Here is a 23,503-nt window from a genome sequence, read left to right as displayed (position 1 = left end):
GCAACGCAACGTTGCGTTTCTATGCTACGGCCGAAGTCCTGTCAAGATGGAGGGGTGCCCAGGATCGAATCCACCGCCGCGCGGCTGGCCAGGCTCGGCTTCGCCGACGGCGCCAGGGCCGCCCAGCTCGTCCGGCAGGCCGGAGCCGAAGTGGAAGAGCTCCTGGAGTTCCTGGTGGACGTGGCCGACCCCGACGAGGCGCTGGTCTCGCTGACCCGCCTGGCCGAGCGCGATCCCGCCGTGCTCGACGTCCTGCGCCGCGACGAGGGGCTGCGCACGAGGCTGCTGGCCGTCCTGGGCGTCAGCGCCGCACTCGGCGAGCATCTGGTGCGCCACCCCGGCCAGGTGGCACTCCTGGCCGCGCCGTTGCCGGGCGACGCGCGGGCCGAGCTGCTCAAGGCGGTCGGCGCACAGCCGGGGGAGGCCGCCACCGCGGAGCGCCCGCTGGAGGCGCTGCGCGTGGCCTACCGGGGCCGACTGCTGCATCTGGCCGCCCGCGACCTCACGGGAGAGGCCACGCTGGCCGAGGTCATGGCGGAGCTGTCCGACCTCGCGGGCGCCGCGCTGGAGGCCGCGCTGGCCATCGCCCGGGCCGAGGTCGACGACGGCGAGGTACGTCTGGCGGTCATCGGCATGGGCAAATGCGGCGCCAGGGAGCTCAACTACATCAGCGACGTCGACGTGATCTTCGTGGCAGAGCCGCGCGAGGGCGCCGACGAGACCAAGGCGCTGCGCACCGCGACCCGGCTGGCCCAGGCCATGATGCGGGCCTGCTCCGCCACCACGTCCGAGGGCTCCCTGTGGGAGGTGGACGCGGGCCTGCGGCCGGAGGGCAGGTCGGGCCCGCTGGTGCGCACGCTCGGCAGCCACCTGGCCTACTACCGGCGCTGGGCCAAGACGTGGGAGTTCCAGGCGCTGCTCAAGGCCCGGCCGGTCGCGGGCGACATGGAGCTCGGCTCGGCCTACGTCGAGGCGGTCAACGACCTCGTGTGGACGGCGGCCACGCGTGAGCACTTCGTCGAGGACGTGCAGGCCATGCGCCGCCGGGTCGAGGCCCACGTGCGCGCCGAGGGCGACCGCCAGCTCAAGCTGGGGCCGGGCGGGCTGCGCGACATCGAGTTCGCGGTGCAGCTGCTCCAGCTCGTCCACGGCAGGCTCGATCCGCTGCTGCGCCGCAGGGCCACGCTGCCCGCGCTGGCGGCGCTGTCCCGGGGCGGCTACGTCGGCCGCGACGACTCGCGCGGGCTGGCTGAGGCGTACTCGTACCTGCGCCAGATCGAGCACCTCCTGCAGCTCCACCGGCTGCGGCGCACCCACATCGTGCCCACTGACGAGTCCGACCTGCGCAGGCTGGGCCGCGCGCTCGGCATGCAGACCGACCCGGTGGGGGAGTTCACGGCGCGGTGGCGGCGGCACGCCATGGAGGCGCGGCGGCTGCACGAGAAGCTGTTCTACCGGCCGCTGCTCCAGGCGGTCTCGCGGCTGCAGGAGTCGGAGGCGCGGCTGTCGACCACGGCGGCCAAGGCCAGGCTCGAAGCGCTCGGCTACGTCGATCCCACAGGCGCGCTGCACCACATCGCCGCCCTCAGCGCGGGCGTGTCCAGGCGGGCGGCCATCCAGCGCACGCTGCTGCCCGTCATGCTGGGGTGGTTCGCCGATACGCCCGACCCGGACGCGGCGCTGCTCGGGTTCCGGCAGGTCAGCGACAAGCTGGGCAGCACGCCCTGGTATCTGCGGCTGCTGCGCGACGAGACCGCGGTGGCCTCCAGGATGTCGCGCGTGCTCGGCACCAGCCGCTACGCGACCGGCCTGATCATGAACGCGCCCGAGGCGGTCGCGATGCTGGGCTCGGACGACGAGCTCGCCGTGCGCTCCCGGGAGTCGCTGGCCGGCGAGGCCTCGGCGGCGGTCTCCAGGCACCAGGGCGACCCCGAGCCGGCCGTCGCGGCCGTGCGGGCGCTGCGGAGAAAAGAGCTGTTCCGGACGGCCGTGGCCGACATCTTCGGGCTCATCGACATCGAGACGGTCGGCGGCGCCCTGTCGTCCCTGACCGACGTGACCCTCCAGGCCACCCTCGACGTCGCCCTCGCCAAGGTCCCCCGCGTCACGAGGTTCGCCATTATCGCGATGGGCCGGCTCGGCGGCATGGAGAGCTCCTACGCGAGCGACGCCGACGTCATGTTCGTGCACTCGCCGCTGCCGGGCGTGGCGGAGCGCGAGGCCACCGACGCCGCCTTCGCCGTGGCCAACGAGGTGCGCCGGCTGCTCTCGCTGCCCGCCCCCGACCCGCCCCTGATCATCGACCCCGACCTGCGTCCCGAGGGGCGCCAGGGCCCGCTGGTGCGGACGATGGCCTCCTACCGCGCCTATTACGCGCGCTGGTCGTCGCCGTGGGAGTCGCAGGCGCTGCTGCGGGCCAGGTTCTCGGCGGGCGACGCGGAGCTGGGGCGGGAGTTCACCGCGATGGTCGACGAGCTGCGCTACCCGAAGGGCGGCCTGCCCGACGACGCGGTCAGGGAGATCAGGCGGCTCAAGGCCCGCATGGAGGCCGAGCGGCTGCCGCGCGGCGCCGATCCCGGCCTGCACACCAAGCTGGGCCCCGGCGGGCTGTCCGACGTGGAGTGGGTGGCCCAGCTCCTGCAACTGCGGTACGCGGGCACGCTGGGGTCCCTGCGCACCACCCGCACGCTCGACGCCCTGCGCGCGGCCGTGGCCGAGAGGTTGCTCGCCCCGGCCGACGAGGCCGTGCTGGTCGAGGCGTGGCGCTTCGCCTCCCGCATCCGCGACGCGATCATGCTGGTCAAGGGCCGCCCGGGCGACACCGTCCCGCGCGACTCCGGCGAGCGGAAGCTGATCGCCCAGACGCTCGGCTACCCGCCGGACGGCTCGGAGGACTTCCTCGACGACTACCGCCGGGTGACCCGCCGCGCACGACAAGTGATGGACAGAGTTTTCTACGGGGCTTGATCGGCAGCGCGTACGGGTGTATCAAAGCCCGCGTGTTATCCGTTTACGTGGATTTGGCCCTGGGCCTGGTGGTGTCGTTCCTGCTGCTGTCACTGCTGGTGAGCGGGCTCAACGAGGCGTTCGTGCGGGTGCTCGCCATCCGCAGCAAGTTCCTGTGGGCCTACCTCAGGGACACCATGGACGGTTCCGACGCGCAGGGCAGGTCGTGGCTGCCCGCCAAGGTGCGTGACGTCTTCGCGGCGCTGCCCTTCATACGCGACCCCCGGCCCAAGCACAGCGATCAGCCCTCGCCTCCCGAGCCGGGGGCGCTGCCGGCGCAGGAGACCAAGGCCGAGGACGCCATGGTCAACCTGCTCTACCAGCGGGTCCAGGGGATCGACCATCCGAAGAAGGGCCGTACCAGCATCTCCAACATCCCTCCCGCGCGCTTCGCGGTGGCCCTGATGGAGCTGGCCGCGGGGGAGCCGGACGGGGTCGAGGGGCTCCTGGAGAAGCTCAAGGCCATGCGCAGCCCGCTCTACGGCCACCTCAAGGGCGTGTGGGAGACCGCGCAGCGCGACCTCGACCGGTTCCGGCAGGGGGTGGAGAGCTGGTTCGACGGCGAGATGCAGCGGCTGTCCATGCTCTACAAGCGCTACGTCAAGTGGGTCGTGGCCGTGCTCGGCGTGGTCGTGACGCTGGTGTTCACGATGGACGGGCTGGAGTACGCCAAGACGCTGCTGCGCGACAACGCCTTCCGCGCCTCGGTGACGGCCGTGGCGGGGTCGGGGACGGACGCGTACAACGAGCTCAAGGCACGCTGTACGGGCGGCGACCCGGTGCCGTGCGTCACCGAGACGCTGAGCCAGCCCGCGCTGGTCAAGATGCTCGACCATGCGCTGGTCAGCGTGTCGATCCCGGCGGAGGGCGACCCGTCCGTGCACTGGAACGGCGGCCTGTGGTGGCAGCGGATCACCACACCCAGCCACTGGCCCGGCTTCCTGCTGACGTACGTGGCGCTGCTGTTCGGGGCGTCGTTCTGGTGGGACGTGCTGCGCCGCCTGACCGGGATCAAGAGCCGCCGCTGAGCCCGCCCCTGGCCGCCAGGGTGATCACGTCGGCCAGGGCCGCCAGCTCGCCGGGGTCGTCGGTGAGCCGGGCCGTGGCCAGGCGCAGGTGGTGCGTGGTCGCGGGGCCGATCACGTACCGGCTGCCGGCCGCCACGGAGATGCCGTGCGCGGCCAGGGTGACCAGCGCCGCCGACTCCTCGCGCACCGGCACCCACAGGACCAGCCCGTCGCCGCCGCCGGTGGGCACACCGCGCTCCGCCAGCTCCGACTTCAGCCGCGCCCGCCGCCCGGCGTAGACCGTCCGGGCGTGCGCCACGCGCTCGCGCACCTCGTCGTCCCCGAGCAGGTGGGCCAGCGTGTCCTGGAGGATCCTGCTGGTCCAGCCGATGCCGAAGCTCCGCAGCACGCGCACCCGCTCGACCGCGTCCGCCGCCCCGCCGATGATCGCGATGCGCAGGTCGGGGCCGTGCGACTTGGAGTACGAGCGCACCAGCACCGTGCGGTCGGGGAAGCGCGTCCCCATGCTCACCATCGGCGAGACCGACAGCTCGCCGATCCCGTCGTCCTCCACGATGAGCGTCGAGGTCGGCTCCAGCAGGGCGGCCAGCTCGGCCGAGCGCTCGGCGGTCACGGCGTGGCCGCAGGGCGACTGGCCGCGCGGCTGGTACACGAACGCCACCGGCCTGGCCCGCAGCGCCTTGGCCAGCGACTCGGGGACGGGCCCCTGCTCGTCGCAGGCCACCGGCACGATCTGGACGCCGATCGTCTCCAGGATGTCCAGCAGCCGGGCGGCGGTCGGCTCCTCGATCGCGATCCGGTCGCCGGGCAGCGCGGTCGTCTGGCAGAGCAGCTGCACCCCCTCGTACCCGCCGCCGACCGCGAGCCAGCCCTGCGCCGGGAACGGCCAGTCCGGCTCCACGGCGGCACGCAACCGCGGCGTGATCGTCTCGCGGGCGTAGTCGTTGAGCCCCTCCGCCCCGGCCGCGGCGATCAGCGCGGCCTCCAGCGGCGGCAGCAGCGCCGGGTCCGGGGAGGCGATGGCCAGGTCGATCGCCAGCCGGTCGCCCCAGTGGCCGATGCGCTCGTAACGGATGGGACGGGGCACGTCGGGCGGCCCGAGCACCACCGTGCCACGGCGGCGATCGGTGTGGATCATCCCGTGCCGCCGCAGCTCCGACCAGGCCTCCGCGACGGTCCCCGAGCTCACGCCCAGCTCCCTGGCCAGGCTGCGCACGGTCGGCAGGCGCGTCTGCGCGGTGACCGTGCCCTGCCTGATCAGGTCGGTCAGGGCGGCGGCTATCCCGCGTGCGGTCGGCTCGCCGATGCGCTGCGCCAGCCAGGCGGATTCCACATGACCTCCTGTAAATCTTTGTTCAGCAACAAAGATCGTCTTGTGTGGGACGTTGCCTGAACATAAGGTTTCCAGCAATTCAAAGCAAGGGAACTTTGGGGTGTTTGTGCATATTCGGTTGGGTCTGCGGGATTGGGACCATCTCGTACCGGTGGCGACGGGGGAGGTGCGGCCCGAGGGGTTCGAGCTGGACCTCGAGTCCCGCGCCGTCACCCCGGACGTCCTGAGCGAGCCGGGCCTGGACGGCGGTGAGACGTCCTTCAGCAGGTACGTGCTCGGCCGCGCCGCGGGCGACGACCGCCTGGTGGGTCTGCCGGTGTTCGTGATGCGCGGCTTCCGGCACCGGTGCGTCCTGGTCCGCCGTGACAGCGAGCTGACCTCGCTGGAGGAGCTCAAGGGCGCCCGCATCGGCCTGACCGGCTGGCCGGACTCCGGCAACACCTGGACGCGCGCCCTGCTCAGGGCCGCCGGCGTGGACATCAGGGGCATCGAGTGGACCGTCGGCCCGCTGGTCGCCGGGGAGACCGGCAAGGACCGCGTCGGCCCCGTCCCGTTCCCCGACAACGTCTCGCTGACCGGCGACGGCCTCGCCGAAGGGCTCGCCGAGGGCCGTTACGACGCGATCATGACTCCGTTCATGCCCGACGAGTTCTTCACCCCGGACAGCCGCTTCCGCCACCTGCTCGCCGACCACCGCGCCGCCGAGTTGGCCTACTACCGGGAGACCGGCTTCGTGCCCGGCATCCACCTCGTGACGCTGAAGCGCGAGGCCGTCGAGCGCGACCCTGGGCTGCCGCGGGCCGTTCAGGACCTGCTCGAACGCTCCAAGCGGCACTGGCTGGCCCGGCGGCGGCTGCTCACCGACACCACGCCCTGGCTGCTCGCCGACCTGACGGAGACGGCGCGGACCTTCGGCCCCGACTGGATGCCGTACGGCGTCGGGCCCAACGCCGCCATGATCGCCGCCTTCTGCGAGGAACTGCACGCCCAGGGCATCTCGAACCGCCGCATCCGACCCGAGGAGGTCTTCGACAGATGAGAATCGCCGTTGGACAGTTCGCGTCCTCGGAGGACTGGACGGACAACCTCAAGACCTGCCAGGACCTGATCGACCGGGCCGCCGAGGGCGGCGCCGACCTGCTGGTCCTGCCCGAGGGCGCGATGGCCCTGTTCGTCGACGAGCCGACGCGCATCCGCGAGGCCGCACAGCCGCTGGACGGGCCGTTCGTCAGCGGGCTGGTCGAGCGCACGCGCGGCTCGTCCACCACCGTGATCGTCGGCGTGCACACCCCGTCGGGCGACGGCCGTGTGTTCAACGTCCTGGTGGCCGCCAGGGACGGCGAGATCGTCGGGACGTACACCAAGCTGCACCTGTACGACGCCTTCGGCCGGCGCGAGTCCGACAACGTCGTGCCCGGCACGAACGCGCCCGTGGTGATCGACGTGGCCGGCTGGAAGGTCGGCATGATGACCTGTTACGACGTGCGCTTCCCCGAGCTGGCCAGGCTCCTGGCCGACCAGGGCGCCCAGGTGATCGCGCTGCCCACCGCGTGGGTGCGCGGCCCGGCCAAGGAATGGCACTGGGAGGTCATGGTGACCGCCCGCGCCCTGGAGAACACCGTGTACCTGGCCGCCTCCGGCGAGTGCGGCCGCCGCAACATCGGCGCGAGCATGGTCGTCGACCCGCTCGGCATCACCCGGGCCCGCCTCGGCGACGCGCCGGGCCTGCTCTGGGCCGACGCCTCCATGGAAGAGCTCGAGCGAGCCCGCCTCAGCCTCCCCGTCCTCGAGAACCGGCGCTTCGCCGTCGACCCCCGATTGGAGCGAGATGTCTAAGTACGCGACGGCTGCCCTGCTCGGCGCCGCCCTCCTGATTGCCGGCTGCGGCGCCAACCCGGAGGAGGCCCAGGGCGCGCTGAGCTCCCAGTCCGCCCCCTCCGGCACCGTGGCCGCCCAGGGCAAGGACCAGGCCCTGTACGACCGGCTGCCCGACAAGGTGAAGACCGCCGGCAAGCTGGTCTCGGTGAACAACGGCTCGTTCCCGCCGTACGAGATCGCCGGGGCGGACGGCAAGTCCATGACCGGCGCCGCGGCCGACCTGTCGGAGGCCCTCGGCCAGGTGCTCGGCGTCAAGATCGAGCACGTCACCGTGGACGGCCTGCCCAGCCAGCTCACCGGCATCGCGTCGGGCCGCTACGACCTGGCCATCGGCCCGGTGGGCGACTTCCCGGACCGGCAGAAGTCCAACGACTTCGTGGACTGGGTCAAGGAGTTCGTGGTCTTCGCCGTGCCGAAGGGGAACCCCAAGAAGATCAACTCGGTGGCCGACACGTGCGGGCTGAAGATCTCGGTCATGGCCGGCGGCTCCGCCGAAGCCGTGATCAAGAACCAGTCCGAGGCCTGCGCCAAGGACGGCAAGCCGAAGATCACCGTGCAGTCGTACAAGGACCAGCCCACCTCGGTGCTGGCGGTCAGCTCGGGCCGGGCCGACGCGTTCTTCTCCTCGCAGGCGCCGCTCACGTACTTCGTGTCGCAGTCCGGCGGCAAGCTGGAGCTGGCGGGCAAGGGGCAGAGCAACGGTTTCGACGACCTCTTCCAAGGGGCCGTCGTCGGCAAGGACTCGCCGCTGCGTGACGTGGTCAAGGACGGCATCCAGAAGCTGATCGACAACGGCGCCTACGCCAAGATCATGGACAAGTGGGGCACCTCCGACAACAAGCTGGACAAGGCCGGCGTCAACCTGGCGGGGTCATGAGCGGACTGCCGGACGTCGACGTCGCGGGCGCGTCCCGCACGCGCCATCCGCTGCGCTGGGTGGCCTCGATCATCCTGCTGGTGCTGGCCGCCCAGCTCGTGAGCCTGCTGGTCACCAACCCCAACTTCCAGTGGGACGTGGTCTTCAAGTACGTCAACGCGCAGGTCATCGGCCAGGGCGTCTTCACCACGCTGCTGCTCACCGTGATCGCGATGTTCGTGGGCGTGGTGCTCGGGGTGCTGCTGGCCATCGGCCGGCTCTCCGAGAACCCCGTCGCGCGGGCGGCCTGCGGGCTCTACGTGTGGTTCTTCCGCGGCACGCCGGTGCTGGTGCAGCTCGTGCTCTGGTACAACCTGTCGTACCTGCTGCCCAAGGTCTCCCTCGGCGTCCCGTTCGGCCCGGAGTTCATCAGCGCCGACACGAACCTGGTCATCACCCCGCTGCTCGCGGCCGTCCTCGGGCTCGGGCTGAACGAGGGCGCATACATGGCGGAGATCATCCGCGGCGGCCTCATGTCGGTGGACCCCGGGCAGACCGAGGCCGCCTCGGCGCTCGGCATGAGCAACGCGCGCACCTTCCGCAGGATCGTGCTGCCGCAGGCCATGCGGTTCATCATCCCGCCCACCGGCAGCCAGGTGATCAGCATGCTGAAGGCCACGTCGCTGGTGAGCGTCATCGCCCTGGCCGACCTGCTGTACACGGTGCAGTCGATCTACAACCGCACCTTCCAGACCATCCCGCTGCTGATCGTCGCCTGCGTCTGGTACCTGGTCATCACCTCGATCCTGTACGTCGGCCAGTCGTTCATCGAGCGGCACTACGCCCGCGGGGCCACCAGGCACGCGCCGCAGAGCTTCTGGGCCTTCCTGACCTTCCGCCGGCGCCGTCCCCCGGAGGTGACGTCATGACCGTCCCCATGGTCCACGCCCACGCCGTACGCAAGCACTTCGGCCACCTCGAGGTCCTCAAGGGCATCGACCTGGATGTCCACGCGGGGGAGGTCGTGGTGATCCTCGGCCCCTCCGGGTCGGGCAAGTCGACGTTCCTGCGCTGCGTGAACCACCTGGAGACCATCGACGGCGGCTCCATCTTCGTGGACGGGGAGCTGATCGGGTTCCAGGCGTCCGGCGGCAAGGTGCGGCACCTGCGCAAGCGCGACATCACCCGCCAGCGCCGGGAGATCGGCATGGTCTTCCAGCAGTTCAACCTGTTCCCGCACTTCACGGTGTTGCAGAACGTCATGGAGGCGCCGGTCGGCGTCCGCCGCGAGTCGCGCGAGCAGGCCCGGGAACGGGCGTTCGGCCTGCTGCGCCGCGTGGGGCTGGAGGACAAGGCGGGCAGCTATCCCAGGCAGCTCTCCGGCGGGCAGCAGCAGCGGGTGGCGATCGCCAGGGCGCTGGCGATGCGGCCCAAGCTGATGCTGTTCGACGAGCCGACCAGCGCGCTGGACCCGGAGCTGGTGGGTGAGGTGCTGGCCACCATGAAGAGCCTCGCGGAGGACGGGCTGACCATGATCGTGGTGACCCACGAGATCGGGTTCGCGCGGGAGGTGGCCGATCGGGTGGTGTTCATGGACGGCGGCGTCGTGGTCGAGTCGGGCACGCCGAAGGAGGTCCTCGACAACCCCACCAGCCCCCGCACCAAGGCCTTCCTCAGCCGCGTCCTGTAGCCCCCACGACCGCCCCTTCCGACCGCCCCCTTCCCCCTGAAGGACGGATGGGACATCGGTGGGAAAGGCGCGGGCGGGCCTATCGTGGGTGGGATGGAGACCCAGCGTTTGATCATGCGCAGATGGCGCGACGAAGACCGGGAACCATTCGCCGCGATGAACGCCGACCTCGAGGTGATGGAGCACTTCCCCGCCCCGCTCACCCGCCCGGAGAGCGACCACTTCGTCGACAGGATCGAGGAGGAGTTCGACAAGGTCGGCTACGGGCTGTGGGCGCTGGAGGTGCGCGGGAGCGGCGAGTTCATCGGCTTCGCCGGCCTGATCTGGCAGACGTTCGACGCGCCGTTCCTGCCCGCGTGGGAGATCGGATGGCGGCTGGCACGGCCCGCCTGGGGCCACGGGTACGCCACCGAGGCGGCCAGGGAGGCGCTCGGGCACGCGTTCGAGAAGGCCGGGCTGGACGAGATCGTCTCCATGACGGCCAAGAGCAACACCCGCTCCCAGGCCGTGATGAAGCGCCTGGGGATGACCCACCTGACCGACTTCGGTTACCCGCGGCTGGCGCCGGACCATCCTCTGTTCCCGCACGTGGCGTACCACATCAAGCGCCCGTAGGGGCGCTCATGGCGTAGAGGACGTCGCGCAGAGCGGGTTCACGGCCGCGTAGCCAGACCAGCCGCAGCGCCAGCGCGGGAGCCTCGAAGCCGAGCCGCACCAACGCGCCGGAGGCCAGGTCCGGCTCCAGCGCGAAGTCAGGCAGCAGCGCGCTGCCGAGCCCCTGCCGGGCCCATTCGCGGGCGGTGGCGATGCTGGTCAGCTCCCTGCGCGGCACCTCCGCGCCGAACGCCCGGTCGGCGGCCAGCCGGATCGAGCAGCCCGGCGGGCTGACCAGCAGCGGCTCCCGATCCCCGTCCGGCGCCGCGACCAGCGCCAGCCCGACCTCACCCACGTCCAGGAAGTCCAGATCGGGCGTCACCGGCCCGGAGCCGGGGTCGTGCGGCACGGTGAACCCGAGCCCGCCGATCCGCAGGCCCGTGTCCAGCAGGAGCACCGCGTCCAGCTCGCCGCCCGCCACCCCGGCCAGCAGCGACTGCCTGGTGTGCGAGCGCACGTCCACATCCAGGTCGGGACGGCGTTCCGACAGGCGGCGGATCACGGCGGGCATCCTGGCCGCGGCGAGCATCTCCAGCGCCCCGATCCGCACCTTGCGCCGCTGCCCGGTGACGGCGCGGCGCACCTCGTCGGCGTGGTCGAGCAGCCCCTGTGCCCGCGCCAGCAGCGTGGCGCCCTGCTCGGTCAGCCGCATGCCCTGGGGCGTGCGCTCGAAGAGCGCGACCCCGAGGCTCCGCTCCAGCCGGCGCACCTGCTCCGACACCGACGCGGGGGCGAGGCCGAGGCTGTTCGCCGCTCCGGTGACGGTGCCCGTCCCCGCCACCGCGACGAACCCCCGCAACTGCCGCAAGTCCATGGCCGCCAGCATACGGTTTTCCCGAACGCACCCTGAGGCCGCGCCTGTTGAGGGTGGATGTGGCGTTTCAGCAGGCTGAGGCGCATGATGTTCGGATTCTCCCTCGCCTACTTCCTCGTGATCCTCGACACGACCGTGCTGACGATCGCGCTGCCCGATCTGCGGGCCTCGCTCGGCGGTTCGCTGGCCGGGCAGCAGTGGGCGGTGAACGCGTACACGGTCGCCTTCGCCGCCTCGCTGCTCGTCGGGGGAGCGGTGGCCGACCGCTACGGCGCGGCCCGGATCTTCAAGGCCGGTGTGGTGGCGTTCGGCGCGATCTCGCTGCTGAGCGCTGCCGCGCCGCACCTGGGCGTGCTGGTCGGGCTGCGGGCCCTGCTGGGCGTGGCGGGCGCGCTCTGCACGGGCGGCTCGCTCGGCCTGCTCCCGCAGCTCTTCCCCGACCCGGCCGCCCGCGCCCGCGCCACCGGCCTGTGGGCGGCCATCACCGGCACCGCGCTCGCCGCCGGTCCGCTGCTCGGCGGTCTTCTGGTGGACCTGTACGGCTGGCGCGCGGTCTTCCTGCTCAACCCGCCCCTCGCCCTGATCAGCCTGCTGGCCATGCGCCGGGTGAGCTCGCCGCGCGGCCACCGCGGGATCGACTGGCGGGTCCAGGCGCTGGCCTGCGCGTTCCTGGGCCTGGTGGCGCAGGCCCTGATCGGCCCCTCGGTCCTGGCGGGCGTCGCGGCCGTGGCCGTACTGGCGGCGCTGGTGCCGGTGGAGCGCCGCAGCGACGCCCCCGCGCTGCCCGGCGGCCTGCTCGCCGCCACCTGGCCCGAACTGCTCGCCGGCACGGTGGCCAACTTCGCCTTCTCCGGCGCCCTGTTCGTCCTCACCCTCCTGCTGCAGGACACCCGCCACCTGGACCCGCTGGCCGCCGGGCTGGCCTTCCTGCCGCTCACCCTCCCCATGGCCGTGAACCCGCTGCTCACCGGCCGCCTGGTGGCCCGCTACGGCCCGCGCCCGCCGATCCTGTGCGGCCTCACCCTGCTCGCGACCGGCCTGGCGGGGGTCGCCCTCACGGACGCGCTGGCGTTGTGGCTGGTGGTGATGGGGTTCGGGCTGTCGTTCGTGCTGCCCGCGCTGATGGCGGGCATGGTCAACAGCGCTCCGCCGGGGACGGCGGGCACCGCGGGCGGCGTCCTGAACGCGTTCCGCCAGGCCGGCGCGACCCTCGGCGTGGCGGTCATGGGCGTGGTCGGCCGGCCCCTGCTGGCGGCGGCCGTCCTGACGGCCCTGACCTGCTTGTGCTACGCGGCGGGCGCCTGGCGCGCCCGCACGGCCGCCCTGACCTGACGATGCGGGTATCGTGATCGGCTGGGGTTTGTCCGGGGATGGCGAGGTGGACCGTGCGTTTCCAGCATTCGAGTGACATCTGGCGGGACTTCCCGGAGCTCGTGCCCGGCGTGCTCGTCGCGTCGGGCGTCTCGGCGGACGTCTCCGTCGACGATCAGCTCTTCGAGCTCGGCGAGCTCGCCGCGGAGCGGCTCGCCACCGCCTCGGAGGGCGAGCTGCCGGCGATCCAGGCGTGGCGGCGGGCGTTCTCGAAGATGGGCCTCAAACCGACCCAGTACCGCTGCGCCTCGGAGTCCCTGCTGCGCCGCTTCAGGAAGGAAGGCGCGCTGCCGCGCCTGCACCCGCTGATCGACCTCTGCAACGCGGTCTCCATCGCGTACGCGATCCCGGTGGCGGTGTTCGACGTCTCCAAGATCTCGCAGTACGTGGAGGTCAGGTACGCGGCGGGCGACGAGACGTACCTGACCTTCTCCGGCGAGACCGAGCACCCGCCGCCCGGCGAGGTGATCTTCGCCGACGCGGAGGGCAGGGCCCACGCCCGCCGCTGGACCAACCGCCAGAGCGGCCACTCGGCCGTCCGCGACACGACCACCGACGTCCTGATCGTCGCCGAGGCGTTGCACGACACCGCCAGGAAGGACGTCGAGTCCCTCATGGCCGCGCTCTCGGACGAACTGGCCGCCGTCTGGCACATGACGCTGCCGGAATACACGATCCTCGGCCCGTCCGAGCCCCGGTTCGAGTTCCCGGCGTGACATGAAGCGGCCCGGGACCGTGCCGATCGGTCCCGGGCCGTTCGCCGTGTGCGGGCCGGCGAGCTTGAGGCCGCAGGTGTCATGTCGGTGGTTGGCCTCGACCGAACTCGACGGACGGGCCGCCGGAAGGCGATGCCGTGCTCAAGCCGTCACTAGATCATTGGCCGATCCGCACTCAGAGGGTCCGTCAACAGAAGTTCAAGCAAGCCTGACTTCGCCCCGCTTTATTCTCCCGAGAAAGCTCTCGTATTCGGCCGGAGAGAGGGCGATTATTCCGTCCGATGGATTCTTGGAATCCCGCAGTCCGATGCGTCCGTCCCCGAAAACGCCGACCTCGACGCACGACCCAGTGGCTCCGCACTGGAGACTTCTGTGCCAGACCTTCGGTGAAGCAGGGGTGACCTGATTCATCGTGTCATCCTTTCTATGGTTAACAAGGTGTGGGCCGTTCTAGACCCACTTCTCTATTTGTGACTCGAGAAAGCGTATCGTGTCTTGCGGATTGAGCGCGACTTCACTTAGACGCTTGAAAGCCATGAACTGGCGATGAGTCCGCATTTCATCCATGTCGACGTTTCCCCCGGACTCGTCCTCTACGTAGAGGACCTCGGGATGAATTTCGCCAAAGCCTTCAACGGTGGGAAATTTTAGTAAAATGAAATTTGGCATGTAGCCGCCTGGGAGGCCCTCGCGATTCAGTAGGACCTGGAGGGAGAGGTTGGGGGTTTCGGCCACATCCATAAGATGGCGTATTTGGGCTGCCATGATGGAGTTGTCGCCGACGCGTCGCATGAGGGTGGATTCATCCAAGACCACGTTGAAGCTCGCCGAAGAGTTGCCGAGGACGCGCTCTATGCGTGCCATGCGAAGCTCGATTCGGCTTCGAATTTGACGTGGCGTCAGGAGGTCCTTATAAGGAGGGACATCGATGATCATGCGTGCATAGTCGGGGGTCTGGAGCAGCCCTGGAACGATTATGGCCTGCCATTCCCATGATTCCTCGGCACCGCTTTCGTAGCCGAGATAGTCGATGAATCCCGGCGGGATGGCATCAGCATACTGCTCCCACCATTCCGAAGCTGTGGACGGCGGCACCAGATCAAGGAGACGTGTGCGTTCTGGCTCCGGAATCTGGTAAAGAGTGAGCAGTGCTTCTACGTCGGTGGAGCGAGGTAGTGTCTGCCCGTTTTCCAGTCTGGAAATCTTAGACGTGGACCAATTGAGCTCCCTGGCTACTTGAGGGCCGCTGAGGCCGATCGCCTCGCGCCGTCGCCGGAGCTCGGCCACGAGTCGTCGGCGGAGGATCGTGGGGCTTCCTCGAGTCATCGATGCCTCCGCTTCTCTGCTTGGCTCTAACCATCCCGTACGTCTGGCAAAGCCACTGCAATCCTCACCGGGACGCTTGAGTTATGTATCGCAAGGATTCTCTCAAGGAATCTCAGCGGGAATCCCGCTAGGCTTTACTCTAGGAGACCCGATCAGCCTTCTCAAGAGGGAGGTGTGAAAGACGAGACCAATGTTGCCAGTGAATATCGCTTCCCGGCCGGCGTGCTGCGTTCTGCCGGAGACGTTCGATCCGGCACCCTCAGGGATAGCCTCACAGTCGGGCGGTTCGCCGGGTATGCCCGCTTCATCAAGGTGAGCTGAGCTGAGTCACCGACTTCGTTCGGGAGCCTCGACGCTCACGCCACAGCAGGAGGATGCAGGTCGTATGACGCAGGGCAACGACGCATGTGCGAACTGACGGCTGGCTTCTCGTGCCACTTCCGCACTCAGGTCTAACAAGATCAAGGAGGGTCTTCTTGATCATGGTCCACCGTATACGCGTCTTGCACTGGCTCGTCCATGCGATGCAGACGGCCCTTATTGCGGGACTCTTCGCGTTCTGCGTCGCCAGGGAATTGGGCGCTCAGCCGCTGGCGGCGCTGGGCGCAGGAGGCAGCACCTTCGTCGCGGTCTCGATGGGCTTCGCCGCTTTCCTCACCGCCACGGGGACGTTAAAGGAGCCGGCTCTTCCGGCGACGGGCAGTGTCAGGCCGCCAACGGATCAAGACGTACAGTAATCGGGCCGCTGCTTCGTCGCGCGCTGTTCTGGATCGCCTGGGGAATGAGAAAGGCCATCGACGATGGTCTCAATGGTGGAGAGCCGATGGCCTTCTCGGTGTGCAAGCGCCCTGGCTGTGCCTGTAGCCAGCGCGTGAACCGCTACTGCCCTGGTCACAGCCTTAAGTGATCACACGTCGTATTACGGCTCGAACTCCCGTCTGCCGTTTCACGACCTGCGCCGATCACGTCGAGTAGTGCTCTGACCAGGCAGTACGGCTCTTCAAGTCTCCCGTCGACTTCCGGCGTTTTACGGCGTCGGACGGAACTGGAACGGAACTGGGGAGACTGCTCCGGCGCGGTGGGTGTGGCGGCAAGCATGAGGAGGATGGACAAGGCGGCGGCTGAGAACGAGAACCAGAAGCAGGGGAGGACTCACCGTCAGAAGCGGTGATGTGGTCGACTACCCTAGCGGGGGCACTCGCCGGCCGCTCCTTGACCTGCTCTCCTCGCACGCCGCACCCAAGTTCCGGGGCTGGGGAGTCTCAATCTGACCCATGTCCGAGGTAGAAAAAGTCGCCGATGGATGAACCCTGCGTTGTGTGGCGGGGACCCTTCCCGTGATCAATGCCGGCTGCGCCAGTCCAGGTTCGCTTGCCCGGCTTCCGCGACAGGGACGTAGAAAATACTCGGCATGAAGCCCGGCATCACGTAGCCGTCATATTCCGCGACGATGACGCCGGTTCCATTCCATGTCTCCGAATAGTCGTCGTTCATGGTCTGGAAAGACCTCATGGCCGGCACCACGAACACGCCAGCAGGCTGATATTCCTTCGATGCTTCCTCCCGTGAGTGTACCGGCCTCCTGAGATCGATGAAGAAGTATTCATATTCACCCTCCCATGGGAGGGGTTCGTAAATCTCAAAATCTATACTGCGCAGCGAAACCACCTGTTGCGGCTGGATGTTGTAGTCCATGGCATCACGGACGAGGTTGAACAGGGTTTCGCTGTCCTCGGGAGTGAGCGTGTACCCCTTGGTGGCAGCCCAGATCCGGTAGAGATAGTTACTATTGTCATTAACATCATCGTCGTAGTCCATGCGGATGAGAGCTGCCCGCTTTACCTCTGCCGGATAGTCCTCCCGCTCTTTGCTGATCAAGCCGTCCACAATGCTCTGCGGATCGTCCATGATCAGGACCCCTTCTCCTGTTGGAGCCCCGCACGCGCGAGGCGATCCAATCGTTTCCATCGTCCAGCAGGACGGGCGCGCGTTCAAGGGGTGAAAGACCGACGCGGCTACCGCGATCTAGCTGTCCATCTCGCCTGCCGTCGACCCATAGCGGAGCGGCAGCGGGGGCGGGGGAGAGCCACCGCGTTTCCACGGTCATCTGCCTCAGTCGCCGGCCGCTAGCAACCGGATGCGTGACCGCGTGCGCTGACCGGTTCGTCCCCGTGTCTGGAAATGAGCGCTTCCTGTGATCACTCTGTACTGTCGTGGCGGCCCATCCACTCGCCCGCGCCAGTGGTCCGGCGTTTTGCGTGCGGTCCGCAGGGAGTGAAGCGGGAGGCGGCGGCGTGCGCTGACGGCGGCGCGTGCGGCCCGGTGGGCCGCCTTGAAGCTTGAATGCGCCATGCGGAAAGCCCGTGGCAAGGTGCAGGACCTTCCCACGGGCTTTCGATTCCACGACTTGCGGCACTACCTCGCGTCGCTCGTGATCGCCTCGGGCGCTGACGTCAAGGTCGTCGAGGCCCGGCAGCGCCAAGACCACGCCCGACACCTACGGGCACCTGTGGCCGGACTCCGACGAGTCGACGCGGGCCGCGATCGAGGCGGTGCTCGCCGCTCGAACGGAACTGAGGCAGAACCGGACGGAAACCGCGCGATGAACATGCAGCTCGCCGCGCGGTAACCGATCACACGTCGTAGTACAGCTCGAACTCGTGCGGGTGCGGGCGCAGGCGGATCGGGTCGACCTCGTTCTCCCGCTTGTACGCGACCCACGTCTCGATCAGGTCAGGCGTGAAGACGCCGCCCTCGAGCAGGTAGTCGTGGTCCTCCTCCAGCGCGTTGAGCACGTCGGTGAGCGAGCCGGGCACCTGCGGGATGTTGCGGGCCTCCTCCGGCGGCAGCTCGTAGAGGTCCTTGTCGACCGGCTCCGGCGGCTCGATCTTGTTGCGGATGCCGTCGATGCCCGCCATCAGCATCGCCGCGAAGGCGAAGTACGGGTTGCAGGACGGGTCGGGCACCCGGAACTCGATGCGCTTGGCCTTCGGGTTGGAGCCCGTGATCGGGATCCGGACGCAGGCCGAACGGTTGCGCTGGGAGTAGACCAGGTTGACCGGGGCCTCGTAGCCGGGGACCAGGCGGTGGTAGGAGTTGACCGTCGGGTTGGTGAAGGCCAGCAGCGACGGCGCGTGCTTGAGCAGGCCGCCGATGTAGTAGCGGGCCGTGTCGGACAGGCCCGCGTAGCCGACCTCGTCGTAGAAGAGCGGCGAGCCGTCCTTCCACAGCGACTGGTGGCAGTGCATGCCGGAGCCGTTGTCACCGAAGATCGGCTTGGGCATGAACGTGACGGTGTGGCCGTACTCGAGCGCCGTGCTCTTGATGATGTACTTGTACAGCATCAGGTTGTCGGCGGTCTTGAGCAGCGTGCCGAACTTGAAGTCGATCTCCGCCTGGCCCGCCGTGCCGACCTCGTGGTGCTGCATCTCGACGTCGATGCCGCACTCGATGAGGTTGCGCACCATCTCGGAGCGCAGGTCGGTGAAGTGGTCCATCGGCGGGACCGGGAAGTAGCCGCCCTTGTAGCGCGGCTTGTAACCGAGGTTGCCGCCCTCGGTGGCCTTGCCGGTGTTCCAGGCGCCCTCGATGGAGTCGATGTAGTAGTAGCCGGCGTTCTGCTTCGTCTCGAAGCGCACGTCGTCGAAGATGTAGAACTCGGCCTCAGGGCCGAAGTAGACCGTGTCGGCGATGCCCGTGCCCCGGAGGAACTCCTCGGCCTTGCGCGCGACGTTACGCGGGTCGCGGCTGTAGGCCTCGCCGGTCAGCGGGTCGTGCACGAAGAAGTTCAGGTTGAGCGTCTTGTGCTGGCGGAACGGGTCCACCACGGCGCTGGACGGGTCGGGCAGCAGAAGCATGTCGGACTCGTGGATCGCCTGGAAACCGCGGATCGACGAGCCGTCGAACATGAGTCCGTCGGTGAAGACGCTCGCGCTGAAGTTTTCTACCGGGAAGGTGAAGTGGTGCGTCGTCCCCGGCAGGTCGGTGAACCTGACATCGACGAATTGCACCCCTTCGTCACTGATGAACTTCAGGACGTCGTCGGCGGAGTTGAACACTCTCGAACCTCCCTGGGGACTGGCCATCATACCGACGCTAGGGCGTGGCCGTTTCCGTGTGGTGTCTCGATTGTTTCGCACATGTTACGCAGGTCAGGTGCCCTGCGTAGCGGCGCATCCCTCGGAATCGTCCTCTTCCAGCTCGTACGGATCCACGGGCGCGCCGGTCGGCGCCACCGTACCCCGAGGTGAATCCTCGTACACGGGATGGATGAAGCCGTCGCGCGTGTCGCAGCTCGCCGGGGTGCTGCTCGCCCGCCAATCCAGCGGCCACGCGACCAGCCGCCCCTCCTCGCGGTACAGCCACACGCGGCCCTTGGGATGGGCGACGACCCGGATCGTGGTGTCCGGCCGGCCCGGGCGGTGCACGGCGTAGACGACGATGTGGTTCAGCCTGAGCTCGACGCCGCGCCGCCAGCGGTCCTTGAACGTGCCCAGCTTGACCCGACCGCGCACCTTGATCACATCGGTGGAGAGCTCGGCCGTGCCCTTGGCGAACTGGATGACGAAGGCCGCCGAGCCCTTGTGCTTCTTCATGTCCCGGAGGAACCAGTCACGCTGGTCGGGGCTCAGGAGCTTGGTGAACGCCGACGGCTTGCCGCCCAGGAGCGCCTTCTTGTCGAGGAAGGCCGCCGCCATCAGCTCGCGGGTCAGCTTCAGGCCCTTCGCGACGTCCTTCTTCGACAGCCCGCCCAGCGCCTTCGCCTCCGGCAACGCGAAGCCGGCGGCCCCCTCGGCGTACTTCTCGGCGGGGGATCCGGCGAACGGGCTCGTCGGCTCCTCGCCGGCCCCCTCGGTCGGCTCCTCGGCGGCTTCGTCCGCCGGGTTGCCGGCGGGTTCGACGGCCGGCTCGGCGATCGGCGCCGGCGGGTCGTCCACGACGACGCCCGAGGTGAGCAGATCGGGGCGGAAGGCCACGATCACACCCGCGGCCGTGATCAGCGAGGTGATCACGGCCATCGCGATCCAGGCCCGCCCGATCCGCCGCGGCTCGGACCCGTAGTCCCCGTATCCCCCGGATTCCCCGGATAAGCGCGCCGACCTGCTCTCGCGCCTGGCCAAGCGGTCGGTACGCCGCTGTTCTTTCGCGCCTTTGACGGCCGCGGCGCGCATCCTGCGCTGTTGCTCCTCGTCTATCTGCGCGACCAGCTCGTTGAAGCGCGCGTCAAGGTCATCCCCGTGTGGCATGGCGTACATGATGGCCGTTCTGCGACGCGGTTGGGTCACGATGCCGACCGGCCTACCGGGCGGCTACCGTTGAGGGCATGAGCAGCAAGGAGCCTCGGTGGACGCAGACCTGGCTGGGCGGCGTCAGGTCCGCCGGGGTCGATCTCGGATACCCGGGGGAGCGCCTGGGGCTGCCCGAGGAGGGCAGCGGGTCGATCGCCGGCTGGGGGCGCAGGATCGCCGCGCTGGTCATCGACTGGATGATCTGCACGTGGGTCGTCGTGCAGCTGCTGCTCAGGATCAACCCGGCCGAGCAGCCGTGGGCGCCCGCGGCCGTCTTCGCCGTTCAATACCTGATCCTGGTCGGGTTCATGGGGCAGACGTTCGGCCACCGGCTGGCGGGCATCAGGGTGGCCGCGATGGACGGCGGCGACCCGCGCTGGCTGCCCGTGCTGGTGCGCTCGGTGCTCCTGTGCCTGGCTGTGCCCGCCCTGATCTGGGATCGCGACCACCGCGGGGTGCACGACCGCGTCTCCAACACGATGGTCGTCCGCATGTAGCCGAGTAAAAAACCGTACCGGGTTCAAAAATGTACCCGGTACGGTTTATACTGCCCTCATGGGGTTGAGGGAGCGGAAGAAGGAGCAGACGCGGCGGCGGATCGCCGAGGTGGCGCTGCGGCTGTTCGACGAGCGCGGCTACGACGCGGTGACCGTCAACGAGATCGCCGAGGCGGCCGGGGTCGCCAAGGTGACGCTGTTCAACTACTTCCCGACCAAGGACTGCCTCGTCACCGAAGGGGTCAAGGAGGACCTGGCGGCGATCGTGGCCGGGCGGGGCGAGGGGCGCTCGCCCCTTCAGGCGCTGCGTGAGCACTACCGCTCGATGGCCGCCCGGGGCGCGGGAGCGCTGGACGTCGAGGCGCTGCTGGCCAGGGTGCGGGTGATCGGGTCGAGTCCGGCCCTGATGGGCGCGCTGCACGCGATGCACATGAGCGAGCGCTACGAGCTGGCCGAGGCCCTCGGGGAGGCCTATCCCGGCGACGATCTGACCGCGCGGCTCATGGCCGGGCAGATCACCGCCGCCGTCACCACCATCCAGGAGGCCTTCTTCCATCGCATCGCGACGGGCGAGCCGCTGGAGGAGGCGGGCCGCCGTCTGGCGGGTGACGTGGAGCTGGCCTTCGACCTGCTGGAGCACGGCCTCACATACGTAAAAAAGGGGATAAATCATGAAAAAGGGGATCAACTATGATGTCGGGTTCCTGCCGGGCGACAGCCTGAGCCGCGGGTCGTTCCACATCGAGGACGTCCGGCGCGACATGCGGACGATCGCGGAAGACCTGCACTGCGCGTCCGTACGCATCTCCGGCCGCGACCCCGAGCGCGTCGAGGCGGCCGCCAGGGAGGCCGCGGCGGCCGGGCTGGAGATCTGGTTCACCCCGTTCCCCGTGGACCTCACCCAGGACGCGATGCTGGAGGTCTTCGCGGACGCGGCCCGGCGCGCCGAGTCGGTGCGCCGCGACGGAGCCGAGGTCGTGCTGGTCACCGGCTGCGAGATCACCGCCTTCGGCCACGGCTTCATCGACGGCGACGGGTACGGCGACCGGCTCGGCGCCATGATGGCCGGCGACATGGAGTGGTGGACGTCCCTCATGCAGGTCATGCCGCGCTTCAACGCCTACCTGGCGAAGGTGGCCGAGACCGTGCGGCCGCTGTTCGGTGGCCGGCTGAGCTACGCCTCGGCGCCGTGGGAGCCGGTCGACTGGGCCCCGTTCGACGTGGCGGGCGTGGACGCCTACCGCGCCGCCTACAACGCCCACGACTTCGCGGACGAGCTACGCGCCCAGTTCAAGCACGGCAGGCCGGTCGCCGTGACGGAGTTCGGCACCTGCGCGTACCGCGGCGCGGGGGAGCACGGCGGCTCGGCCTGGGTGGTGCCCGAGGACGCGGTACGCGACGAGGGCGAGCAGGTGCGTTACTTCACCGAGCTGATGGACGTCTTCGAGCAGGAGGGGGTGGAGACCGCGCTGTGGTTCACGTTCGCCGCCTTCAACCGGCCAGGGGAGGCCGACCTGGGCTCCTACGGCGTGGTCAGGATGCTCGACGAGCGGCGCTGGGAGCCCAAGGAGGTCTTCCACGCCATGGCCGCTAGGTACGCGCGCAGCTGAAAATGGCCGTGCCCGGGAGGTGACGGCCGCGCAGCGGGCTCCAGCCGCCCCACACCCGCTCGTGCCCCTCCGGCCACTCGGGCTCCAGCAGCCCCGCGACGGTCAGCCCGGAGGCGACCAGCAGGTTCACCCAGTCACCCATGGTGCGATGGTGCTCGGCGTACGTGACCGTGCCCCGTTCGTCGTGCTCCTCGTAAGGGGAACGGTCGAAGTAGGACCGGTCGGACGTCAGCCCGCGCGGCCCCGGATCGTCCGGGAACGCCCACCGGATCGGATGGCTCACCGAGAACACGAACCGGCCGCCCGGCCTGAGCACCCGCCGCACCTCGCGGAAGACGGCGAGCGGGTCGGCCACGAACGGCAGCGCGCCGAACGCCGAGCAGGCCAGGTCGAAGGCGGCCGCGGCGAACGGCAGCGACTCGGCGTCGGCCTGGACCACGGGCACGCGCAGCCCCGTGTCGAGGTCGATGCGCTGGGAGTGGCGCAGCTGCCGGTGGGAGACGTCGAAGGCGGCCACCTGCGCGCCCTGCGTCACCAGCCAGCGGGCGCACTGCGCCGCCCCGCAGCCGATCTCGAGCACGCGCCGTCCGCGCACCTCCCCGAGGAGGTGCGCGTCGGCCTCGTCGACGCCTTCGGGACACCACACGAACCCGGTGTCACGCAGGAACTCGCCGTGTTCGAGCTGGTAGTCGTCGGCGTTGCCGTCCCACCACCAGCGGTTGGCCCGTGCGGAGGAGGACAGCACTAGCGCATCTTGGGGCCGCGCGGCATGCGCGCGCCCTTGGGCATGGGGCCCTTGGGCAGCGGCATGTTCTTCGGCAGCGAGCGCAGCCGGTCCTTCACCTCGTTGACCGCGGGCTTCTTGAGGTTGCGCGGCAGCTTCATCAGGTGGCGCTGCAGCTTGCCGAGCGGCACCTGCCCCTCGCCGTCACCGCACTGGATGTCGTAGATCTCGATGCCCAGGACCACCCGCGCGACCCGCTTCTTCTCGGCCGCCAGCATCTTCGCCACCCGGTTGCCCGGCCCCTCGGACACCAGCACGACGCCCGGATAGCCGACCACGAGGTGGATGAGGTCCTGGTCGCGGTTGACCGCGATGGCAGGGGTGACCTGCCAGTTGCCGCGCATGCCCTGCAGCACCGCCGCCGCGGCACCCGTCTGGCCGTGCAGGATCGAATATTGGGCCTTCTGGGCGAGCTGCCCGAAGACCACCAGACCAACCGTGAGCGCGGCCAGCACACCGATGAACACCGAATACCACAAGTAGTCCGTGACCAGGCCGATCACGACGACCACAGCCAGCGTGCCCACCGCCGAAAGGAAGACGATGGGCAACCCCTTGGGGTTGGCCTGCTTGATGATCTGCGCGATCATGCGGAGCTGCTTGATGCGCCCCGGCTTCTCTGGATCCTCGGACTTTGCCATGCTCTGAAGGA

At 69.3% G+C, this 23,503-nt stretch carries 24 protein-coding genes; 15 read left to right on the top strand and 9 right to left on the bottom strand.

All coding sequences use genetic code 11. The annotated features are described in order from the left end of the window. The first annotated feature begins 54 nt into the window (after window positions 1-54). Complete coding sequence (locus ABZX61_RS50050; RefSeq protein ID WP_355206181.1) at window positions 55-2,967, top strand: bifunctional [glutamine synthetase] adenylyltransferase/[glutamine synthetase]-adenylyl-L-tyrosine phosphorylase; 2,913 nt, start codon at window positions 55-57, stop codon at window positions 2,965-2,967. Between the two features lie 47 nt (window positions 2,968-3,014). Next, window positions 3,015-4,034 carry a hypothetical protein gene (locus ABZX61_RS50045; protein ID WP_355206179.1) on the top strand — a complete coding sequence of 340 codons (1,020 nt, stop codon included), beginning with the start codon at window positions 3,015-3,017 and terminating at the stop codon, window positions 4,032-4,034. Here the strand turns inward: ABZX61_RS50045 and ABZX61_RS50040 are convergent. Continuing rightward, complete coding sequence (locus ABZX61_RS50040) at window positions 4,018-5,367, bottom strand: PLP-dependent aminotransferase family protein (RefSeq protein ID WP_350728788.1); 1,350 nt, start codon at window positions 5,365-5,367, stop codon at window positions 4,018-4,020. The genes ABZX61_RS50045 and ABZX61_RS50040 overlap by 17 nt on opposite strands. 151 nt (window positions 5,368-5,518) lie before the next feature. Here ABZX61_RS50040 and ABZX61_RS50035 point away from each other — a divergent pair, with 151 nt between their 5' ends. The 6 genes from ABZX61_RS50035 (at window position 5,519) to ABZX61_RS50010 (ending at window position 10,406) form a co-directional block, all read left to right on the top strand. After that, a complete protein-coding gene (locus tag ABZX61_RS50035; protein ID WP_355206176.1) occupies window positions 5,519-6,406 on the top strand; it encodes a hypothetical protein in 888 nt (295 codons plus the stop codon). Next, complete coding sequence (locus ABZX61_RS50030) at window positions 6,403-7,203, top strand: deaminated glutathione amidase (protein WP_350728791.1); 801 nt, start codon at window positions 6,403-6,405, stop codon at window positions 7,201-7,203. The genes ABZX61_RS50035 and ABZX61_RS50030 overlap by 4 nt, the downstream gene beginning before the upstream one ends. Continuing rightward, window positions 7,196-8,122 (top strand): ABC transporter substrate-binding protein, encoded by a 927-nt coding sequence (locus tag ABZX61_RS50025; RefSeq protein WP_355206172.1) that lies wholly within the window; start codon window positions 7,196-7,198, stop codon window positions 8,120-8,122. The genes ABZX61_RS50030 and ABZX61_RS50025 overlap by 8 nt, the downstream gene beginning before the upstream one ends. Then, window positions 8,119-9,030 (top strand): amino acid ABC transporter permease, encoded by a 912-nt coding sequence (locus tag ABZX61_RS50020; RefSeq protein WP_355206169.1) that lies wholly within the window; start codon window positions 8,119-8,121, stop codon window positions 9,028-9,030. The genes ABZX61_RS50025 and ABZX61_RS50020 overlap by 4 nt, the downstream gene beginning before the upstream one ends. After that, window positions 9,027-9,791 carry an amino acid ABC transporter ATP-binding protein gene (locus ABZX61_RS50015; protein WP_355206166.1) on the top strand — a complete coding sequence of 255 codons (765 nt, stop codon included), beginning with the start codon at window positions 9,027-9,029 and terminating at the stop codon, window positions 9,789-9,791. The genes ABZX61_RS50020 and ABZX61_RS50015 overlap by 4 nt, the downstream gene beginning before the upstream one ends. 93 nt (window positions 9,792-9,884) lie before the next feature. Next, window positions 9,885-10,406: a GNAT family N-acetyltransferase gene (locus tag ABZX61_RS50010; RefSeq protein ID WP_355206163.1), complete on the top strand. Its 522-nt coding sequence runs from the start codon at window positions 9,885-9,887 to the stop codon at window positions 10,404-10,406. Here ABZX61_RS50010 and ABZX61_RS50005 read toward each other — a convergent pair. Further along, on the bottom strand, window positions 10,393-11,259 hold the full coding sequence (locus ABZX61_RS50005; protein ID WP_355206160.1) for a LysR family transcriptional regulator: 867 nt from the start codon (window positions 11,257-11,259) through the stop codon (window positions 10,393-10,395). The two genes, ABZX61_RS50010 and ABZX61_RS50005, sit on opposite strands and share 14 nt — an antisense overlap. 84 nt (window positions 11,260-11,343) lie before the next feature. Between ABZX61_RS50005 and ABZX61_RS50000 the strand changes: the two genes are divergently transcribed. Both ABZX61_RS50000 and ABZX61_RS49995 read left to right on the top strand, forming a co-directional pair. Then, window positions 11,344-12,591: an MFS transporter gene (locus ABZX61_RS50000; protein WP_355206157.1), complete on the top strand. Its 1,248-nt coding sequence runs from the start codon at window positions 11,344-11,346 to the stop codon at window positions 12,589-12,591. A 53-nt stretch (window positions 12,592-12,644) separates the two neighbouring features. Then, window positions 12,645-13,346, top strand: coding sequence for a phenylalanine--tRNA ligase beta subunit-related protein (locus ABZX61_RS49995; RefSeq protein WP_350728805.1), 702 nt, complete (start codon window positions 12,645-12,647; stop codon window positions 13,344-13,346). A 198-nt stretch (window positions 13,347-13,544) separates the two neighbouring features. Here the strand turns inward: ABZX61_RS49995 and ABZX61_RS49990 are convergent, their stop codons facing one another. Both ABZX61_RS49990 and ABZX61_RS49985 read right to left on the bottom strand, forming a co-directional pair. After that, window positions 13,545-13,757, bottom strand: a complete 213-nt coding sequence (locus tag ABZX61_RS49990) for a DUF397 domain-containing protein (RefSeq protein ID WP_355206154.1) — start codon at window positions 13,755-13,757, stop codon at window positions 13,545-13,547. Window positions 13,758-13,796: 39 nt separating this feature from the next. Continuing rightward, window positions 13,797-14,633 (bottom strand): helix-turn-helix transcriptional regulator, encoded by an 837-nt coding sequence (locus ABZX61_RS49985; protein WP_355206151.1) that lies wholly within the window; start codon window positions 14,631-14,633, stop codon window positions 13,797-13,799. A 213-nt stretch (window positions 14,634-14,846) separates the two neighbouring features. On the opposite strand from ABZX61_RS49985, the gene ABZX61_RS49980 reads away from it, so the two are divergent. Beyond that, window positions 14,847-14,993 (top strand): hypothetical protein, encoded by a 147-nt coding sequence (locus ABZX61_RS49980; RefSeq protein ID WP_355206148.1) that lies wholly within the window; start codon window positions 14,847-14,849, stop codon window positions 14,991-14,993. Between the two features lie 155 nt (window positions 14,994-15,148). Beyond that, window positions 15,149-15,409 carry a hypothetical protein gene (locus tag ABZX61_RS49975; RefSeq protein ID WP_355206146.1) on the top strand — a complete coding sequence of 87 codons (261 nt, stop codon included), beginning with the start codon at window positions 15,149-15,151 and terminating at the stop codon, window positions 15,407-15,409. A gap of 604 nt (window positions 15,410-16,013) precedes the next feature. Here ABZX61_RS49975 and ABZX61_RS49970 read toward each other — a convergent pair. The 3 genes from ABZX61_RS49970 to ABZX61_RS49960 form a co-directional block, all read right to left on the bottom strand. Next, window positions 16,014-16,580 carry a hypothetical protein gene (locus ABZX61_RS49970; protein WP_355206143.1) on the bottom strand — a complete coding sequence of 189 codons (567 nt, stop codon included), beginning with the start codon at window positions 16,578-16,580 and terminating at the stop codon, window positions 16,014-16,016. Window positions 16,581-17,305: 725 nt separating this feature from the next. Then, complete coding sequence (gene glnA, locus ABZX61_RS49965; RefSeq protein WP_350728806.1) at window positions 17,306-18,730, bottom strand: type I glutamate--ammonia ligase; 1,425 nt, start codon at window positions 18,728-18,730, stop codon at window positions 17,306-17,308. Window positions 18,731-18,823: 93 nt separating this feature from the next. After that, window positions 18,824-19,918, bottom strand: coding sequence for a hypothetical protein (locus ABZX61_RS49960; protein ID WP_355206140.1), 1,095 nt, complete (start codon window positions 19,916-19,918; stop codon window positions 18,824-18,826). A gap of 77 nt (window positions 19,919-19,995) precedes the next feature. Between ABZX61_RS49960 and ABZX61_RS49955 the strand changes: the two genes are divergently transcribed. From ABZX61_RS49955 to ABZX61_RS49945, 3 genes are read left to right on the top strand one after another with little or no spacing between them, the layout of a single operon-like run. Next, the gene (locus ABZX61_RS49955; RefSeq protein WP_350728810.1) at window positions 19,996-20,457 is read left to right on the top strand and encodes an RDD family protein; all 462 of its coding nucleotides are present in this window, start codon (window positions 19,996-19,998) and stop codon (window positions 20,455-20,457) included. 58 nt (window positions 20,458-20,515) lie between these two features. Next, entirely contained in the window at window positions 20,516-21,151 is a 636-nt protein-coding gene (locus ABZX61_RS49950; RefSeq protein WP_355206137.1) for a TetR family transcriptional regulator, read from the top strand. After that, the gene (locus ABZX61_RS49945) at window positions 21,129-22,067 is read left to right on the top strand and encodes a hypothetical protein (protein WP_355206135.1); all 939 of its coding nucleotides are present in this window, start codon (window positions 21,129-21,131) and stop codon (window positions 22,065-22,067) included. Before ABZX61_RS49950 ends, ABZX61_RS49945 begins: the two co-directional genes overlap by 23 nt. Here the strand turns inward: ABZX61_RS49945 and ABZX61_RS49940 are convergent. Together ABZX61_RS49940 and ABZX61_RS49935 are read right to left on the bottom strand one after the other, a co-directional pair. Next, complete coding sequence (locus ABZX61_RS49940; RefSeq protein WP_355206132.1) at window positions 22,048-22,812, bottom strand: class I SAM-dependent methyltransferase; 765 nt, start codon at window positions 22,810-22,812, stop codon at window positions 22,048-22,050. The genes ABZX61_RS49945 and ABZX61_RS49940 overlap by 20 nt on opposite strands. Further along, the gene (locus tag ABZX61_RS49935) at window positions 22,812-23,492 is read right to left on the bottom strand and encodes a DUF4191 domain-containing protein (protein ID WP_350728818.1); all 681 of its coding nucleotides are present in this window, start codon (window positions 23,490-23,492) and stop codon (window positions 22,812-22,814) included. The genes ABZX61_RS49940 and ABZX61_RS49935 overlap by 1 nt, the downstream gene beginning before the upstream one ends. Between the last annotated feature and the right edge of the window lie 11 nt (window positions 23,493-23,503).

The sequence above is a fragment of the Nonomuraea sp. NPDC003709 genome, from assembly GCF_040610775.1.
In the GTDB taxonomy this organism is placed as follows: Bacteria; Actinomycetota; Actinomycetes; order Streptosporangiales; family Streptosporangiaceae; genus Nonomuraea; species Nonomuraea angiospora_A.
The sequence above is the reverse complement of the archived record's forward strand: the minus strand, read 5'-3'. Positions and strand labels throughout refer to the sequence as shown.